Origin of the sequence: Gilliamella apicola (assembly GCF_000599985.1) — a bacterium.
Classification (GTDB): domain Bacteria; phylum Pseudomonadota; class Gammaproteobacteria; order Enterobacterales; family Orbaceae; genus Gilliamella; species Gilliamella apicola.
Genome location: NZ_CP007445.1, coordinates 362,612 through 379,981, shown reverse-complemented (window position 1 = coordinate 379,981; position 17,370 = coordinate 362,612). Strand labels below are relative to the sequence as shown.

The window sequence follows — 17,370 nt, the reverse complement described above, 5'->3', positions numbered from 1 at the left end:
CAATCAAAAGAACTTTTAAAATGGAGAGTTATAAAATGGCTATAAAATGTATTACTCGAGGTAAATTCACACGCATGCAACAATTATCCAACCAAGATGGTGTTATTGCGGCATTAGCGATTGACCAACGCGGTTCTATGGTAAAAATGATGGAATCGGCTGTAGGCAAAGATCGCTATCATGTAGATATGGTGTATGAATTTAAAGAGCTTGTCTCACAAGAATTAACAAAATATGTTAGTGCAATCTTGTTAGATGAAGAGTATGGCTTTAAAGGTATGACCAAAAAAAACAAAGATGCTGGATTAATTATATCTTATGAAAAAACAGGATATGATGCCAATACTCCAGGTCGACTACCCGATGTATTGCCAGAAGACTCTCTACAGCGGTTATTAAAAAAAGGAGCCGATGCCGCAAAAGTTTTGGTTTACTATAATCCAGATGATCCAAAAGATATTCTAGAAAAAAAACATGCATTTTTAGAACGTATCGGTACCGAAGCAAGAGCGGCGGATATCCCGTTATTTGTTGAGCCGATTGTCTATGACAATGTAGTAACTGATGATAAAAGCCCTGAATTTGCCAAAATAAAACCTCAAAAAGTCATTAACACCATTAAAGAGTTCACTAAAAATCAATATTATATTGATGTACTAAAAGTTGAAGTTCCAGTACTTTTCAAAAATGTTGAAGGATTTAATGATAATAATGTTGTTGTTTATTCCCAAAAACAAGCAGCTGATTACTTTAAACAAGCCAGTGATGTAGCAACTCGCCCATTTATCTATTTGAGTGCAGGTGTACCAACTAAAACTTTCCATCAAGAATTAATTTTTGCTGGTGAAAACGGTGCTAAATACAGTGGTATTTTAGGAGGACGGGCAACTTGGTTTGAAGGTGTTGCAGCCTATGCCAAAGAAGGTAAAGAAGGTTTAAAACGCTGGTTAGACCAAACTGGACGTGAAAATGTTGAACACCTCAATAAAATTTTAAAACAATATGCGACACCTTGGTACGATATTTATGGTGGCAAACAAAACATAGAAGTGATCGACATTAAATTAGGTGATTAATTACTCAAAAACCCAATCTCAATAGTCGTAAATTACAGCTAAGCAAAGATAGAGTACAGGATTTCATCCTATTTACCTGTACTCTCTTTTAAAGTTCTAAAAATTTTACCACCCAAAATTACTGCCAATAAAAGATAAATTAAAAACTTCCTGAATGATTTTAAATTGCTTTATCAAAAAATAAATTCACTTTGGTTAATTTAGCCATTGACTCAATATACTCCTTAACTTTAGGCGGAAAATATAATCCTTTTACACAAGTCAAATTACGTAAAACAGGAAACAGACAGATATCATCTAAAGACAGTTGCCCATTACAAGCTTGTGGCGAAACAATCAACGGTTCAAGATCGTTTAACAACTTAGATATCTCAGAAACCAAAGTATCTGTTTGTGCTAAACATTCATCGAACGAACCGATTTTTTTGGTCTTACTTGTGACAAAATAATTGATCGCACTTTGAGTTGCAAATTCTGCTAAGCCAAGTTTTATATAACGCGGGCACTCTAATTTATAATCATATTGCTGTAGTTGTTTAATTAAATTTTCAATACTTGGCGATTTTGGACCGATTAAGATAGGTTTATTCCCATAATGATTATCGACATAATCGACAATATCCAGACTTTCAGGCATATAACTACCATCATCCTTTTCTAAAATTGGTGCCATTTTTTGACCAATCATACTTTCGGGAGACTTAAAATCATCACTCAAAAATACATGTAACTCAACAGGGATATCTTTTAAACCAAAAATCATTCTAGCCCTTACACAAAAAGGACAGTGTTCATAAATATATAATTTCATTTTTGTCTCCTTAAGCATTCAATTGCCCATAACAAATAGGATAACCCTATAAATACCAGTATGACAATGCCCGCATTAATCAGTGCTTGTGAATAACCGATTTTTGTCACATTGATAAAAGGATACGGATAGTATTGAGTAAAAAAACCTCGTACAAAAGTATAAATACCATAAATTAACATGGTAAATAGAGATCCCATAATGACGCGAAAATTAATACGGCGAAATGGTCCCCAAATAAGCCAACTCAAAACGCCTAATAGAGGAATAACAACATGTAAACTTTCATTAGCCAATCGCATAAATATATTTGGTGGAACATGAATGCCACGCAAAATCGAGTTATACACAACAGCAGTAATGATTACACCTACCAATCCATTTAATCGAATAACTCGAAAAATAAACCGATTACAATTAGGACTAAAAGCTAACCATAAACAACTAATTGCCAACATAAGGTTAGATAATACAGTAAAAAAACTATAATAAAACACCATACGCCCTATTGGCGTTACTGGTTGCCAGCTTCGAAGCTGTGTATGCCAATAAGTATAAGTTTCAAAGCCAACAACAAATAATACATATAATGCAATAAAAAGATTAATATTTCGTTTTAACATAATACACATAAAAAATAAAACCGTATTGAAGTATATATCAGTTAATCTAGAAAAATGAAAATATAAAAATAGATTACTTTTTTATTTTTTATAAAAATAATGTCAAAACGTTTTATTTTATAAATATAATTCAGTAAAAATCGATTTTGAATCATACTAATTTGATAAAATTTAATACAAAATCTCAAGCAATAATTAAAAAAATCTAAATGCACTCACTTTTTGCTATTGTAATTCACACTTATAATTTAAATTTAATACACTTTTAAAATGAAATGATATAGACATCTGAATATTTTTTACAAAATTAATTATAACTTATTAACTTAATTGATTTTTTAAATTAATTTCAATTCAATAATTTAAATACATTAAAATCCTATTCAATACCCTATCGATTTTTTAAAAAAATTCTTTTTTAGGCTAATCATTTAAAAAAGCACTGAACAAAATAAATATAGAGAATGTGTAAAAGCAAAGTTCTACTCACTTTTTGCTATTGTAATTCACACTAAAAATTTAAATTTAATACATTTTTAAAATGAAATGACATATACTTCTGAATATTTTTTACAAAATTAATTATAACTTATTAACTTAATTAATTTTTTAAATTAATTTCAATTCAATAATTTAAACACATTAAAATCCTATTTACTACCCTATCGACTGTTTAAAAAATTATTCTTATTAATGTGTAGCTAACTATTTTTTCAAAGTTTTCAGAAAATAGGTATGTTTGAGTAAAAATGATTTTGTATATATAACTTTTAATAAAAATTCTTTACAAAATACTCAATAAAAAATCTAAAAAAGCAAAATTTTGTTAATTCTTCTTTGATAATTGTTAGGCAAAAAATTTTAATTATTTTTTATTGATTAATTAATTATATCAGTAAGTTATACGTTTAATTTCAATTTAGATAATTTTAAAAAAAGATTGCAAAATACCCTAAATAGGGTATTTTATACCCTGCATTAGATTGTTTTTGGATCTGTATAACTTTTATACTCAACTACCTATTAGCAACATTTATATTAATTATAAATTGGTTAGGTAAGAATAATGCTAAATAATTATTAATAACAATAAAATAGTTAAGTAAAACATATTTGCTATATACATGAAATATATTGAGGATAACATGTACAAAGGATTAACCAATCTGGTGAATCAATTAGGCAATGGTTTAAGTCGTGGTTTAAAGAATGGGTTGGTTAATGGCGCGGGTCACAATCGTTACACGTTAAATATGGACGGTTTGCCTGCTGAAGTTTCAATTTTACAGGTTGAAGGTGATGAGCAACTTAACCAGCCTTGGCATTACACTATTACTTTTACCAGCTCAAATAAACATCTTCTTGTTGAGTCATTTCTTAATCAAAATGCCCGTTTGAGTTTTAACTCGACTAATTCTAACCATTTAAATGATATTGCAACGAAAGGACTTGATGCGCTCAATTCTTTAACCTCCGCCAATCCTTTACAAGCATTAAAACAGTCCGAGCCATTAAAACAGTTAGATAAGTTTACACAATCTAATCCACTCGATTCACTTAACTCTTTAACGCAACTCAATCCACTTAATTCCTTAAACTCATTATTATCTCAAGGCGGCTCACGCACTTTTTATGGTGTGATAACCCAGTTCAGTCAGTTATCGGTGAGTAATGACGAAGCCCGTTATCAGGTGGTTTTGTCCTCGCAATTAGCCAAACTGGCATTAAGTCATAACTGTGCCATTTTTCAAAATCAGAGCGTTATCAGTGTGGTTGAAGAGGTATTGCGCGGTCATGGTTATACCGGAATTGATTATCATTTAGCGCTTAAAGAGCAATACCCAGAGCGTGAATTTATCACCCAGTGGCAAGAGAGTGACCTTGAGTTTATTCAAAGACTGCTTGCTGATGTAGGTGTCTATTTCCGATTTGAAACCCATGGCGAACACAATTGTGATGTGATGGTCATCAGTGATTATGAACAAGGTTACCAGCAGGTGGCTGATATTGTCTACAAACAACCAAGTGGTACACTGGATAACGGCGTTGAAAGTGTCTGGGATATGACCTTGCACAGTCAAATGGTGGAAGCTTCGGTAACAGTACAAGATTATAACTATCGAGATGCGCAGGCGAACTTACTCGGTGGAGTTAACAGCCAACAGAAAGATAATACCACTTATGGCACTGATTACCGTTATGATGAGCACTATAAAGGGTTAAATAGCAATGGTGACAGCAATAATGGAATTGATAGTGACACCAACAATAATAATGATGACGATGATGATGAAAATAGTGGTGATATCGATACCAATGATGGTCAAGGCAGTAATGACAACGACAATAATAGCGATAACACAAGTAATAGCAATAACAACAGCAGTGATATTAGTACTAACTCTGGTAATACAAGTAATGGTGTTGAAAGTGGTGAATGGTATGCCCGCATTCGTCATGAACGAGCCATTAGCCGTCAAATCCTTATCCGCGGTAAAAGTAATCAGGCCAATTTAGCACCGGGTCAACATATTCGCATCAAAGGCAGTGCGATTGCCGGAATTGATGAAGGCATAATGATATTAACGGTGCAAGGACAGGGAAACCGCAGTGATGCTTATGAGCTGAGTTTTATCGCGATACCTTACCAGCCATTAAAACCTTACCGCCCGGAGCCTATCCCTTTCCCAACCATTGATGGCACCTTACCGGCACGAGTAACCAGTCCAGATAATGACACCTATGGTTATATTGATACACAAGGGCGCTATCGGGTTAAATTTAACTTTGACTTAAAAGAGTGGCGAAACGGTGAAGAGAGTTTATGGCTAAGACTGGCTAAACCGTATGCCGGCAGTACCTATGGTTTTCACTTTCCACTGATTGACGGCACAGAAGTTGCGGTTGCCTTTACTAACGGTAATCCGGACCGACCTTATATTGCGCATGCAATGCATGACAGTCAACACCCTGACCATGTGACCACCATAAACAAACACCGAAATGTAATTCGTACTCCTGCTAATAACAAACTGCGGATGGATGATAAGCGCGGACAAGAGCACATCAAGTTAGCGACCGAATATGGTAAAACCCAGCTTAACATTGGGCATTTAGTTGACCAAAACAAAACCCAGCGAGGTGAAGGGTTTGAACTGCGCACCGATGAGTGGGGAGCAATTGCTGCTAATAAAGGCTTATATCTGACCAGTCAGACCGAACCTAAAGCACAGGGTAAACAACTTGATATGCAAGCTGCCATTACCCAGCTTGAAAATGCGCTATCAATTGCCAAAGCACTGCAAAATGCGGCAACTGCCTCTGAAGCTCATGGTGCGGATACCGACAGTCAAGAACAACTTAAAACAACATTAACCCAGTTAGCCCAAAGTGGCATTCTTGCTTATGCACAAGAAGGCATTGCTTTAACCAGTCCTGAAAACATCCAACTGTCAACGTCAAACAGCGTATCAATGACCAGTGAAAATCAAACTGACATCAATGCGTTAAAAAACATTACTATCTCATCCGGTGAATCCATCGGTCTATTTGCCCATAAATCAGGAATGAAAGTCTTTGCCAACCAAGGTGATGTTGAGGTGCAAGCGCAAAATGCCAACCTGAATATGGCTGCCAAACAAGATATTAAAATAGATAGTGTCGATGGTGAACTGACGGTTACCGCAAGTGAAGAACTGACGTTAATGTGTGGTGGTTCATACATCAAAATCAGTAGTGCAGGGATAGAGCTGGGCACGGCTGATAATGTTTATATAAAAAGTAATGTATTGCAGAAAATGGGGCCTAAGAAGATTGAATCTCCAAATATAGCACTACCACAAAAGGTTACAGAAAATGGCATTAGATTTCATTTTATTGATGAGCAAGGTAGGGTATATGCAAATGAACCTTATATTGTAGTGCTACCTGATGGTCGAAAGCTTCATGGTTTAACCGATAAAAATGGAAGAACAAAAGCATTTTATACTGATTCCCCTGATTCAGTTAATATACAATTAACCAGATTAATATAAGGGAGCATAATGGATAACAAAAAACAAAAAATATTTACTACCTCTACAACAAAAAATGTTTTACCTAATGGTGAAGTTGCAGTACATCAGCAAGTGATTAAACGTCCAGAAGAGGTTATATTAACTATAGGAATATTTTTTGACGGTACCGCCAACAACTCGTTCAATATCGCCATGCGTGAAGAATATCAACAAGCGCTTGCTCGTGGTGAAACACCAGAAATCAGCTTTCCAGTATTCAATACCAGTTATACTAATGACCATTCTAATGTATACAAACTATATCAAATGTATGTCTCCGATGAAGAAAAGGAGTTTTCATTACTTCCAAAAGATAAAAATGGAATCGTTCATTGTCAATTAAGCGTTTATATTGAAGGCGTTGGGAGCCGAATAGGTGAAACAGATAGTAATATTGGCTTTGCCACTGGACTCGGTTCAACTGGAATTAAAGGCAAAATTAATCGAGCGATTGTTGAGATAGATAAACAATTGAATATATTTTTGGATAAATCCCCTAAATTACGTATCCAACAGATTAAATATAATGTATTTGGTTTCAGTCGTGGCGCAGCAACGGCTCGCTACTTTACTAATTTTGTTGCCGATAAGTTGAAATATGATGATAAACGAGGAAATAATAACCCGCTAACCAAAATGTTAAAACAGACATTAGATGGCAAAATTAGCGATCACTGGCAGGGACATGTAAATGGTCGCATATCCTTTTTGGGAATCTTTGATACCGTTGCAGGGATTGGTCGACCGGAGAATTTATTTGATGCTGGTGATGCCAACACCTTTGATATTGATATCCATATTCATCCTGACTCAACGGATGCGGGTTTACATATTGAGGCAGCGCATGAATACCGGCACAATTTTTCACTTAATACGGTACCAAGTTATTTTAAAAAAGTAATTGTACCAGGAGCTCATTCAGATATAGGCGGTGGATATCCAAATAATGATATAGAAGAAAATCTCTATATTACTGATGTTTATCAGCACACTGATCTCTATTTAAGTCAACCATCAAATATTCGTAAAAAGTTACAAAACGCACTTATCAAGATCCAACAGCATCCAGATTTATATTATATTTTTTATGGATTAAGTGAAGAAAACTTCTATCAGTGGACAACTCCTGTTAGATACGATAATCAATCTTATACAAATGCTTATGGTGTGATTCGTATTAAGAGAATTATCAAATTTGGTCTTGACCGCATCGCTTTAAAAATAATGTATAATGAAGCGGTGAAAAATAATTGTAAATTTTACATATTTGATAAAGATCATGATGTTCCGAATGAATTACAAAATATTGCAATTAAGATAATTAAATCTGCTGACAATTATCAAAATTATCAGTTAACAAATGCTGAAAAACGCTTAGTTTTAAATAATTATGTCCACTCATCTACTGAGTACGAACGTTGTTTTTATACCAAACCAGCAGAAAAAGAATTGATAGATAAGAACACCGGTCAAATCGTCAAAATTAGCTGGCCAACAAAAAAAGCAAAAGAACATGCAAAAACTGGTTTACTGCAAGTTCACCAGCCCCATCTTAATGACCAAGGTAGCTGGCAACGACTGGTTCATCCAGATCAATAAACAATAAGGGAAACCTATGTTAAAATTACTCATTTCCACCCTTTGTTTGACGTTACTAATCATTGGTTGCCAATCGCCGATTAAATCTAAACCAATCGATCCCAATTTACCCAAAAAACCTTACAGCGAATGGTATATTAGTGGTCGTTATCCACACTATTTCCACGCTAAGGCATTTAGTACTATGATAAAAACCCAATCTAATAAATACAAAATTATTGATATTGTCGTTAGGGATAATCAAAATTATGAGACACCAGGTCAATGGCAAACGGGATTTGGATTTAGCCATCTGCCAGTCTATTCTGATTTACCCGAGGAATTTTTTATTTGTTGGTCATCTTTTGCCGACCAAACTTTTTATCGTACTAAATTAGTAATGCCATTGTGGGCACGCCAAGAAATGGTAAAAGCACATCATTATTATTCTGAAGCCTTTAATAAAAATAAAATTGGTTATAATGATACTATTATTATTGGTTTTGCCCCAGGAGGTAGTGTTACTGGATGGGTTACAGGTAATCCTCAAAAAGATTCAGAAGCCATAGAGTTTGGAAAAGGAGTAACGGAACGGATACCACAAGGTTCAGATGTATGTCCAAATCCTTATATTGATGGGAAAATACCAGAAATTACAGATGAAGCTAAGGCATGGTTAAAGAAACATGGTATGCCGAAAGAGTGGCAAGAAAAATACAATAACGTCACTATGGGGCAATATCTTAAACTTAAAAACCCAGCCAGATTTTAATATTACAATGCAGGTTACTAACAAAAATGATGCAAGGTTAGTAACCTACTTATTTATTCTAATTTGCCCAAAAAATCTTAACTTATTAATTAACTATAGCTGATAATACTCTTTTAAATCAAATTAGATATATCATTACTAAACGGTATTTTAGCTAATATTAAAAATACAAATAAAATATGAATTGCTTGATAAGTTATAAGAAAATATTAAATATTACCTAAAGCTGGCAATAAAAATAAAATGAATAACGATTATTTACAGATTGGATATTATGATATGAAAAAGTTAAGGGTATCAAAAAATGAAACACTTAGTAATGACCAAGGTTGTTGGCAACGACAGGTTCATCCAGATCGCTAAATAATAAGGAAAGCCTATGTTAAAATTAATCATTTCCACCCTTTGTTTGACGTTACTAATCAGTGGTTGCCTATCGCCAATTAAATCTAAACCAATCGATCCTAATTTACCCCAAAAGCCTTACAGCAGATGGTATATTAGTGGTCGTTATCCACATCTATTTGAAGCTCGAGTTTACGATGTTTTAATAAAAACTCAATCAAATAAATACAAAATTATTGATATTGTCGCTAACGATAATCAAAATTTAAAGACGCCAGGTCAATGGCAAACGAGATTTGGGATTACTCACCTACCTGTCTATTCTGATTTACCCGAGGAATTCTTTATTGGTTGGTCATCTTTTGCTGATCAAACTTTTTATCGTACCAAATTAGTGATGCCATTGTGGGCTCGTCAAGAAATGGTGAAACCACATCAATATTATTCCTATGCGAATGATAAGAATGATATTGGTTATAACAGAACAATTATTATCGGTTTTGCTCCTGGAGGAAGTGTTACTGGGTGGATTACAGGAGTTCCTCAGCAGGAAGCCATTGAGTTTGGAAAAGGAGTAACGGAACGAATACCACAAGGTTCAGATGTATGCCCAAACCCATATCCCGATGGAAAAATACCAGAAATCTCAGATGAAGCTAAGGCATGGTTAAAGAAACATGGTATGCCGAAAGAGTGGCAAGAAAAATACAATAACGTCACTATGGGGCAATATCTTAAACTTAAAAACCCAGCCAGATTTTAATATTATAATGCAGGTTACTAACAAAAATGATGCAAGGTTAGTAACCTACTTATTTATTCTAATTTGCCAAAAAAATCTTAATTTATTAATTAACTATAGCTGATAATACTCTTTTAAATCAAATTAGATATATCATTACTAAACGTTATTTTTACCAATATTGCATATACAGATAAAATATAAATTGCTTGATAAACTATAAGAAAATATTAAATATTATCTAAAACCGTCAATAAAAAGAAGTGAATAACGATTATTTACAGATTGGATATTATGATATGATTTAACCAATAATTTTATTTATCTTTCTAATGATGCCGTTGCTTACCAAGGTTATTATATATCTCCACAGGGAGAGATATATATACTTTATATTTAGGAGAAACTGATATTGGAATAGGACCTCAAATATGGAAGCATTATTAAATCAATACACAAACTATGAAGTTTAAACTAATTCAAATTGATACTGGATATTTTAAAATTAGCTTACCTGATAGTTTTTTTAAACTAAGCCAACCTAACAATACGGACAACTATAAAGATAAAGAGTTTAAAAAATGTTTAAAAGATGAAACAAGTAAGGGATGTTTTGGCTCCCAAGTCTATCGTTATTATCTAGATCAATTAAAACCAAAAATGGAATTACTAGCTAAAAAACAAAAACACAAAAAAAATCGTTTTTCACTATTCAAACAGAAATTAGATAAAAAATGCTTAGTTAGTCCACTTCCATTTGATGATAATGAGCTTCATCACTATCTTAATAATCTATATTCATGCGAAATAAAAGGCTTTAAAGAAGAGTTATCACATGTTGAAAAACAACTCGCTAGCAATAAGTTGGATTTAAAAGAAAAAATTAAAAAATTCATATAATTATAAAGAAAAAGTTGTGATTTTTTAAACACAAATTTTTCAAAAGTAAGGAAATAATTAAGGTTAACAGATGAAATATTCATATTATCTTGCATCATTATGTTTATTATTTAGCACATATTGTTACAGTCAGGATTATCAAATAGAAGACAAGTATCGTGGCGACCCATTTTTTAGAAAAATCGACATGAATAAATTAAGAAAAGATTGTACCTATCCTCCAAATTATCGGCAATTGAGCGAATATGAACAAAAAAAAATATATGATGATTGTCCATTACGCAGTCTTGAATTTGATTTTACAAGTTTACATGAATTTATTTATAAAGAGCCAGTAGTCATTTATAACGGAAAAGATTTTCAACTGACTTTGAGTATGCCAGTATCTGAATGGGAATATAAAAATGATGTTGGTCCAGAATATATACTTGAGCGTGAAATATCCCTATCAATAATTAATAACAATATCGTAAAAGATAAGATTTATTTAGCCAATAATTTTATTGATCTTACTTTACCCAGTGATTACGCTAATAATACTTACAGTAGAAGTGATTACCAAAATAGTTATATATCTCCACGGGGTGATAGATTTCAATTTCAGAATTATACTGAATTTTCTCATGGCGAAATGGCTTACCTATATTATTATATATCTCCACAGGGAGATATATATACTTTATCCTTATTAGAAACAGATGATGGAATAATACCTCAAACGTGGAAGCATTATCAAATCGATACAGAAACGATGAAATTTAAACTAATTCAAATCGATAGAGGAAAGGTTAAAATTACCTTGCCCGATAATTTTACTGTATATTCCGATCCAGATCACACCGCTAACTATAAAAGTGAAGAGTTTAAAAAATGTTTAAAAGATAGAACAAATGAAGGGTGTTTTGACTCAGAAATTTATCTTTATTATCTGGATCAATTAAAACCAAAAATGGAGTTACTGGCTAAACAACAAAAAAACAAAAAAAATAATTTTTCACTATTTAAACAACAATTGGATAAAAAATGTTTAGATAAACTGAACCCTTTTGGTGATGATGATGACCTTAATTGGTATATTGATACTACTCTATATGTATGTGAAATAGAAGGATTTAAAGAAGTGTTATCGCTTGTTGAAAAACAACTCGCTCACTAGTCAGAAAGTTGGATTTGGAAGAATAATATAATAAACAAAGTTAGATGATTCCAGAAAAAAGTTGCTATTTTTACAAGCAATTTTTTTCAAAAATAAGGAAAGGATTCACAGTTAAAAGATAAAATATTCATATTATCTAGCATCGTTATATTTATTATTTAGCACCTATTGTTACAGTCAGCACTATCAAATAGAGGATAAATTTCGCGGCGATCTATTGTTCAGAACAATCAATATGAATAAATTAGAGAAACATTGTGCCTATCCACCAAATTATTGGAAATTGGATAATTCAAAGCAACAAGAAGTAAATAAGCTTTGCCTTGTTGAAAAAAATAATCTCAAATTTGATTTTGAAGGATTATATAAATTCATTTATAAAGAGCCAGTAATCATTTATAACGGAAAAGATTTTCAATCTGAAATTAAGTATGTTAGAAGATAATGATATTGAAGTATATAGATAAATGTTATCAATAAAAAAATAAAATTTAAAAAAATCAAGATGATTTAATTAATAGCAGTTAAATTGCTTGAAATTATATAGATTTATTTCCTTTATCTTTTTATCCCTTATCTCGACCACTTTATCTCTATATATGGCATATATCTTATGGTTGTTTAACGATTATTGATTATAATAAATATCTAAAATTACATAATTACTTAATTAAACATAGAGGAAAAGGAAAAAATGAACATAATATTGTCGCAGTGTTACAAGTTATTAAATAAATTTTTATTTATATTTTTCTTTAATTGTATTGCAAGTCAAGCTATCGCTAAAAATATTCATGATTGTGATTTGAATTGGATAACAGATCATCCTATTAAAGAGTGTACGGATTTATATGAAAAGAAAATTTCATCGTTAACGGTAACCCAAAAGCAATATTTTGATGATAAGTTTAATAAAATTGTTGAGAATAAAAATAATATAGCGTTATGGGCTGTATCTGACGACCTTGCTTATTTTTTTAAGGATTATCCAACATCAATAGTCTTGTTTACCAAATTACAAATAGAGGAAAAAGTTGCTAAGGCAAATAAATATGATACTACAAAAGTGAATTTTGACGATCCTGCATCGAACGAATATACAAATTTCAGATTTACTCTTCAACAATATAAAATTCTATCTTACATGTTAGAAAAGAAAGGAAAATTAGAAACAGAAGAAAAAAACATGTTATCTATTAGTAAACAACGCATCCAGTGTTTAGATGATATTTTAGATGATTTAAGTAACAATTTTGAAAAATCAGTTGATAGAAAATTTATTATAGATAAATGTTATAAATAATGATTCAAAAAAATCGTTAATTATTTAATTGTAATAATGATAATTGTTTATAAACTTAACAGTAAGTAACTCTATAAATATATTATAAGATGTGGGTTTATAATCAAAATAGGTCATTTTATTAAAAGGTATGCTGTAACAAAATTTGAATTGAAAAGATTGATGTTTTTAGCAAGGATTAATTATAAAAGTAATGATATTTGAACAAAAACCGATATCAAACTTTTTTAGATCTGTTTATTTTGAAACTTTAGACATTAAATAACGTTATGCAGTTAATGGCATACAATAAAAAAATAGATGCTAATGTGTTTACAAAAATTGGTATAAACCGCTTGATGAAATGATTTTGTCAAAAAGTTTCAGATTCACTATACGTTTAAGTTAAAAAATTGGTTAAATCGAATAATTGAATATCGAAAAGTATTATACTGCCCAGCAATTTGAACCTATCTGCAACTTATCCTTAGTTGGTATATAATAATTATCATAAATTGATAGTAGAGATGACTTTTGATATCTGATAAAAATATACCAGCACAAAATAAACTGTTAATACAACAATTTTTAGATGCATTATGGCTAGAACGCAATTTAGCTGAAAATACTATTGCATCTTATAAACTTGATTTAATAGCATTAAGTCAATCACTACAACAACAAGATGTAACGTTATTGACCGCACAAACGGATAATTTACAGAATTTTTTAATGCAGAGAGTTCAAGATGGTTATAAAGCCAGTAGCTCTGCACGTTTACTCAGTGCAACTAAACGATTTTTTCAGTATCTTTATCAAGAAAACTATCGTACTGATGATCCTTCTGCAGTTTTATCATCCCCAAAATTACCCAAAAAACTGCCCAAAGATTTAACTGAATCACAAGTTGATGCTTTGCTTGAATCACCTAGTATTGAAGACCCTATCGAGCTTCGAGACAAAGCCATGCTAGAAGTCCTTTACGCCACAGGTTTACGTGTTTCTGAACTTGTTAATTTAGAAATAAGTGATGTCAGCTTACGACAAGGTGTCGTTCGAATCATAGGTAAAGGTAATAAAGAACGTTTAGTACCACTTGGTGAAGAAGCGATTTATTGGTTAGAATATTATTTTAAATATGCTCGAAATGATCTTTTAAAAAATGGTGCAATTGATGTACTATTTCCAAGCAGATTAGGTAAAAAAATGACCAGACAGACTTTCTGGCATAGAATTAAATATTATGCCATACTAACTGGCATTAATATTGAGGCTCTTTCCCCCCATGTACTTCGACATGCTTTTGCAACCCATTTGCTTAACCATGGCGCGGATTTACGCGTGGTGCAAATGCTACTTGGTCATAGCAGCTTGTCGACCACACAAATTTACACACATGTGGCAACGGAAAGACTAAAACAGTTACATAGCAAACATCATCCTCGAGCGTAGTTCTCAACAAAATAAGGATAATTAAATGAAGAAAATAGTTTTAAGTATAGGTTTGGCATTAATCTCAACTTCAGTACTAGCAGCTAATACAGATATTACAAAAAGCTTAAACCGATTAGGTTATGAATCCAAAGATATAAAAATTGAGAATAGTCCAGTAAAGGGATTTAAAAGCGTGAGTACGCCCGATGGTATTTTTTATGTTTCTGATGATGGTAAATATTTAACTCAAGGACCGATCTTTGATGTTCAAAACGGCGAACCACAAAATATAGCTAATAGTAATAATGCCAAATTAATCAAATCTATTGATAAAGATGCAATTGTTTATAAAGCTAATAATGAAAAATATGTTATTTCCGTATTTACTGATTATACTTGTCATTATTGTAAGTTATTGCATGAAAACATTAATAAATATTTGGATGCGGGTATTACTGTACACTATTTTGCATTTCCTCGTGCAGGGGCTGATAGCGAAGTTGGGAAAAACATGCAATCAATCTGGAGTGTAGCAGATCGTAAAGCTGCTTTTGAAAATGCTTACAAAGATAATCCTATCTCTCCAGCAAGCAGTATGGTACCTTACGTAACCCAACAATTTAACGTTGGCAAACAAATTGGTATTACGGGCACACCAGCCATTGTTTTAGCTGATGGTCAACTTGTTTCTGGCTATGTTCCCGCTGATAAATTACTAGCTATTTTAAATAAAAAGGTTAAGTAATATTTAACTCATCAATTTTAATTATTAATAAAAACGAATATAAAGACACATGTTAGCGTTTCGACGCTAACATTTATAATATGAATAAAACCAAAATATTACATCGGAAATTACCTGAATCTTTTCCTGAGTTATCACAAGATATTCCGCAAATATTGCAACGAATATACGCATTGCGTGGCATTAGATCCATGCATGAACTTGACTATACTACGCGTAATTTATGCAATTTTGATAAATTGGATGGGACACAAAGCGCCGTTGAAATCCTTTATTCAACAATGAAAGAGAATAAACGCATTGTCGTTGTCGGTGACTTCGATACCGATGGGGCAACGAGTACGGCATTAATGGTCACAGCGCTTAGAAAAATGGGTTGCCAATTTGTTGATTATATCATTCCAGATCGCTTTGAAGATGGCTATGGATTAAGTGTAAGTGTAGTAAAAAAAGCCATTTCACAACACGCGGATTTGATCATCACTGTTGATAATGGTATTGCAGCTGTTGAAGCTGTCGAGTTTGCAAAACAGGCTAATTTAATGGTGATTATTACTGATCATCACTTATGTCCAGAACAGCTACCCAATGCAGATGCCATAATTAATCCTAATTTACCTGATTGTACTTTTCCATCTAAACATTTGGCTGGCGTCGGAGTTGCATTTTATTTTATGCTAGCATTAAGGGCAAAACTGCGTGAGGAAGATTGGTATACAAAGAAGAATTTAACACCATACAATGTTACTAATTTATTAGATTTAGTAGCTTTAGGTACTATTGCCGATGTAGTAAAACTTGATCACAATAATAGAATATTAGTCCATCAAGGCATAAACAGAATTCGATCGGGCTATTGTTGTGAAGGAATAAAAGCTTTATTGCATATTGCTAGAAAAGAGCAATCGTCTTTCACTGCAACCGATCTCGCTTTTTACGTTGCTCCAAGATTAAATGCAGCAGGAAGAATGGATAATATGTCTTTAGGTGTTGAATTATTACTTTGTGATGATTTTGATACTGCTCTAGAACAAGCCAAAAATCTTGATATGCTCAATAATGATCGCAAATTGATTGAGCAAACCATGCATAAAGAAGCATTATCATTTATTCAACAAATTGAAAATCAAGCAACAACCATACCGAGCATTCTTGTTGTCTATCATCCACAATGGCATCAAGGTATTATTGGTATTTTATCTGCTCGATTAAAAGATAAGTATTATCGACCTGTTATCTCATTTGCTTCAACATCAGACGGTTTTTTAAAAGGCTCAGGAAGATCAATTTCAGGAGTACATTTACGTGATCTTTTAGATGAATTTGATCAGCAATACCCTAATTTAATTGTAAGTTTTGGTGGTCATGCAATGGCAGTAGGTTTAACCATTCGTGAAGAAAATTTTGAACAATTTAAAAATTGTTTTGAAGAGTTAATCAATACAAAATTAACTAAGACATCACTAGAACCAATCGTTGAAACAGATGGTGAAATTGATGGTAAAGATTTTAATTACGCAATAGCAAAACATATAAAAGAAGCTGGCCCTTGGGGAGAAGGTTTTGCTGAACCTATTTTTGATGGAGAATTTATAATTCATCAACAGCGCTTATTTGCTGAAAAACATCTTAAATTGGTTTTGGAACCACAAAAAGGTGGACCGCTGATTGAAGGCATACTATTTAATGCTAATTTACAACAGTGGCCAGATCAATCTTTAAAAAATGTCAAAATTGTTTATCATCTAATGGTAGATGAATTTCGTGGTAATCAAATGGCAAAATTATTAATTAGATATTTATGGCCTATCGCATAAGCCATAAAAATCGACTATAATTATGCAGACATTT

General features: G+C 32.3%; 14 protein-coding genes. 12 read left to right on the top strand and 2 right to left on the bottom strand.

The annotated features are described in order from the left end of the window. Positions 1-41 precede the first annotated feature (41 nt). Positions 42-1,076 (top strand): tagatose 1,6-diphosphate aldolase, encoded by a 1,035-nt coding sequence (locus GAPWK_RS01800; RefSeq protein WP_025314588.1) that lies wholly within the window; start codon positions 42-44, stop codon positions 1,074-1,076. Positions 1,077-1,236: 160 nt separating this feature from the next. Here the strand turns inward: GAPWK_RS01800 and grxB are convergent, their stop codons facing one another. After that, entirely contained in the window at positions 1,237-1,887 is a 651-nt protein-coding gene (gene grxB / locus GAPWK_RS01795) for a glutaredoxin 2 (RefSeq protein WP_025314587.1), read from the bottom strand. Beyond that, a complete protein-coding gene (locus GAPWK_RS01790; RefSeq protein WP_025314586.1) occupies positions 1,884-2,510 on the bottom strand; it encodes a Pr6Pr family membrane protein in 627 nt (208 codons plus the stop codon). The genes grxB and GAPWK_RS01790 overlap by 4 nt, the downstream gene beginning before the upstream one ends. A gap of 1,124 nt (positions 2,511-3,634) precedes the next feature. On the opposite strand from GAPWK_RS01790, the gene GAPWK_RS01785 reads away from it, so the two are divergent. The 11 genes from GAPWK_RS01785 to recJ all read left to right on the top strand — a co-directional run bounded on the left by GAPWK_RS01785 (position 3,635) and on the right by recJ (position 17,336). After that, positions 3,635-6,544, top strand: a complete 2,910-nt coding sequence (locus GAPWK_RS01785; RefSeq protein WP_080692404.1) for a DUF2345 domain-containing protein — start codon at positions 3,635-3,637, stop codon at positions 6,542-6,544. A gap of 9 nt (positions 6,545-6,553) precedes the next feature. Further along, positions 6,554-8,164, top strand: coding sequence for a T6SS phospholipase effector Tle1-like catalytic domain-containing protein (locus GAPWK_RS01780; RefSeq protein ID WP_025314584.1), 1,611 nt, complete (start codon positions 6,554-6,556; stop codon positions 8,162-8,164). A gap of 16 nt (positions 8,165-8,180) precedes the next feature. Next, complete coding sequence (locus tag GAPWK_RS01775) at positions 8,181-8,915, top strand: DUF2931 family protein (protein ID WP_025314583.1); 735 nt, start codon at positions 8,181-8,183, stop codon at positions 8,913-8,915. Between the two features lie 379 nt (positions 8,916-9,294). After that, positions 9,295-10,023: a DUF2931 family protein gene (locus GAPWK_RS01770; RefSeq protein WP_025314582.1), complete on the top strand. Its 729-nt coding sequence runs from the start codon at positions 9,295-9,297 to the stop codon at positions 10,021-10,023. Between the two features lie 441 nt (positions 10,024-10,464). Beyond that, positions 10,465-10,902 carry a hypothetical protein gene (locus tag GAPWK_RS01765; RefSeq protein ID WP_025314581.1) on the top strand — a complete coding sequence of 146 codons (438 nt, stop codon included), beginning with the start codon at positions 10,465-10,467 and terminating at the stop codon, positions 10,900-10,902. A 70-nt stretch (positions 10,903-10,972) separates the two neighbouring features. Continuing rightward, a complete protein-coding gene (locus GAPWK_RS01760; RefSeq protein WP_025314580.1) occupies positions 10,973-12,058 on the top strand; it encodes a hypothetical protein in 1,086 nt (361 codons plus the stop codon). A gap of 235 nt (positions 12,059-12,293) precedes the next feature. Then, positions 12,294-12,503, top strand: coding sequence for a hypothetical protein (locus tag GAPWK_RS01755; RefSeq protein WP_025314579.1), 210 nt, complete (start codon positions 12,294-12,296; stop codon positions 12,501-12,503). A 249-nt stretch (positions 12,504-12,752) separates the two neighbouring features. Further along, on the top strand, positions 12,753-13,361 hold the full coding sequence (locus tag GAPWK_RS01750) for a hypothetical protein (protein ID WP_025314578.1): 609 nt from the start codon (positions 12,753-12,755) through the stop codon (positions 13,359-13,361). A gap of 531 nt (positions 13,362-13,892) precedes the next feature. Further along, positions 13,893-14,792, top strand: a complete 900-nt coding sequence (gene xerD, locus GAPWK_RS01745) for a site-specific tyrosine recombinase XerD (RefSeq protein WP_025314577.1) — start codon at positions 13,893-13,895, stop codon at positions 14,790-14,792. 25 nt (positions 14,793-14,817) lie between these two features. Continuing rightward, positions 14,818-15,519, top strand: coding sequence for a bifunctional protein-disulfide isomerase/oxidoreductase DsbC (gene dsbC, locus GAPWK_RS01740; RefSeq protein ID WP_025314576.1), 702 nt, complete (start codon positions 14,818-14,820; stop codon positions 15,517-15,519). Between the two features lie 80 nt (positions 15,520-15,599). Further along, positions 15,600-17,336, top strand: coding sequence for a single-stranded-DNA-specific exonuclease RecJ (gene recJ / locus GAPWK_RS01735; RefSeq protein WP_025314575.1), 1,737 nt, complete (start codon positions 15,600-15,602; stop codon positions 17,334-17,336). Positions 17,337-17,370: the final 34 nt, after the last annotated feature.

What these genes read in the sequence shown, in the direction of transcription:
- GAPWK_RS01790 (WP_025314586.1), bottom strand. Translation starts at nt 2,510, where the DNA reads ATGTTAAAACGAAATATTAATCTTTTTATTGCATTATATGTATTATTT.
- GAPWK_RS01775 (WP_025314583.1), top strand. Translation starts at nt 8,181, where the DNA reads ATGTTAAAATTACTCATTTCCACCCTTTGTTTGACGTTACTAATCATT.
- GAPWK_RS01765 (WP_025314581.1), top strand. Translation starts at nt 10,465, where the DNA reads ATGAAGTTTAAACTAATTCAAATTGATACTGGATATTTTAAAATTAGC.
- dsbC (WP_025314576.1), top strand. Translation starts at nt 14,818, where the DNA reads ATGAAGAAAATAGTTTTAAGTATAGGTTTGGCATTAATCTCAACTTCA.
- GAPWK_RS01780 (WP_025314584.1), top strand. Translation starts at nt 6,554, where the DNA reads ATGGATAACAAAAAACAAAAAATATTTACTACCTCTACAACAAAAAAT.
- GAPWK_RS01785 (WP_080692404.1), top strand. Translation starts at nt 3,635, where the DNA reads ATGAAATATATTGAGGATAACATGTACAAAGGATTAACCAATCTGGTG.
- grxB (WP_025314587.1), bottom strand. Translation starts at nt 1,887, where the DNA reads ATGAAATTATATATTTATGAACACTGTCCTTTTTGTGTAAGGGCTAGA.
- recJ (WP_025314575.1), top strand. Translation starts at nt 15,600, where the DNA reads ATGAATAAAACCAAAATATTACATCGGAAATTACCTGAATCTTTTCCT.
- GAPWK_RS01760 (WP_025314580.1), top strand. Translation starts at nt 10,973, where the DNA reads ATGAAATATTCATATTATCTTGCATCATTATGTTTATTATTTAGCACA.
- GAPWK_RS01750 (WP_025314578.1), top strand. Translation starts at nt 12,753, where the DNA reads ATGAACATAATATTGTCGCAGTGTTACAAGTTATTAAATAAATTTTTA.
- GAPWK_RS01755 (WP_025314579.1), top strand. Translation starts at nt 12,294, where the DNA reads ATGAATAAATTAGAGAAACATTGTGCCTATCCACCAAATTATTGGAAA.
- GAPWK_RS01770 (WP_025314582.1), top strand. Translation starts at nt 9,295, where the DNA reads ATGTTAAAATTAATCATTTCCACCCTTTGTTTGACGTTACTAATCAGT.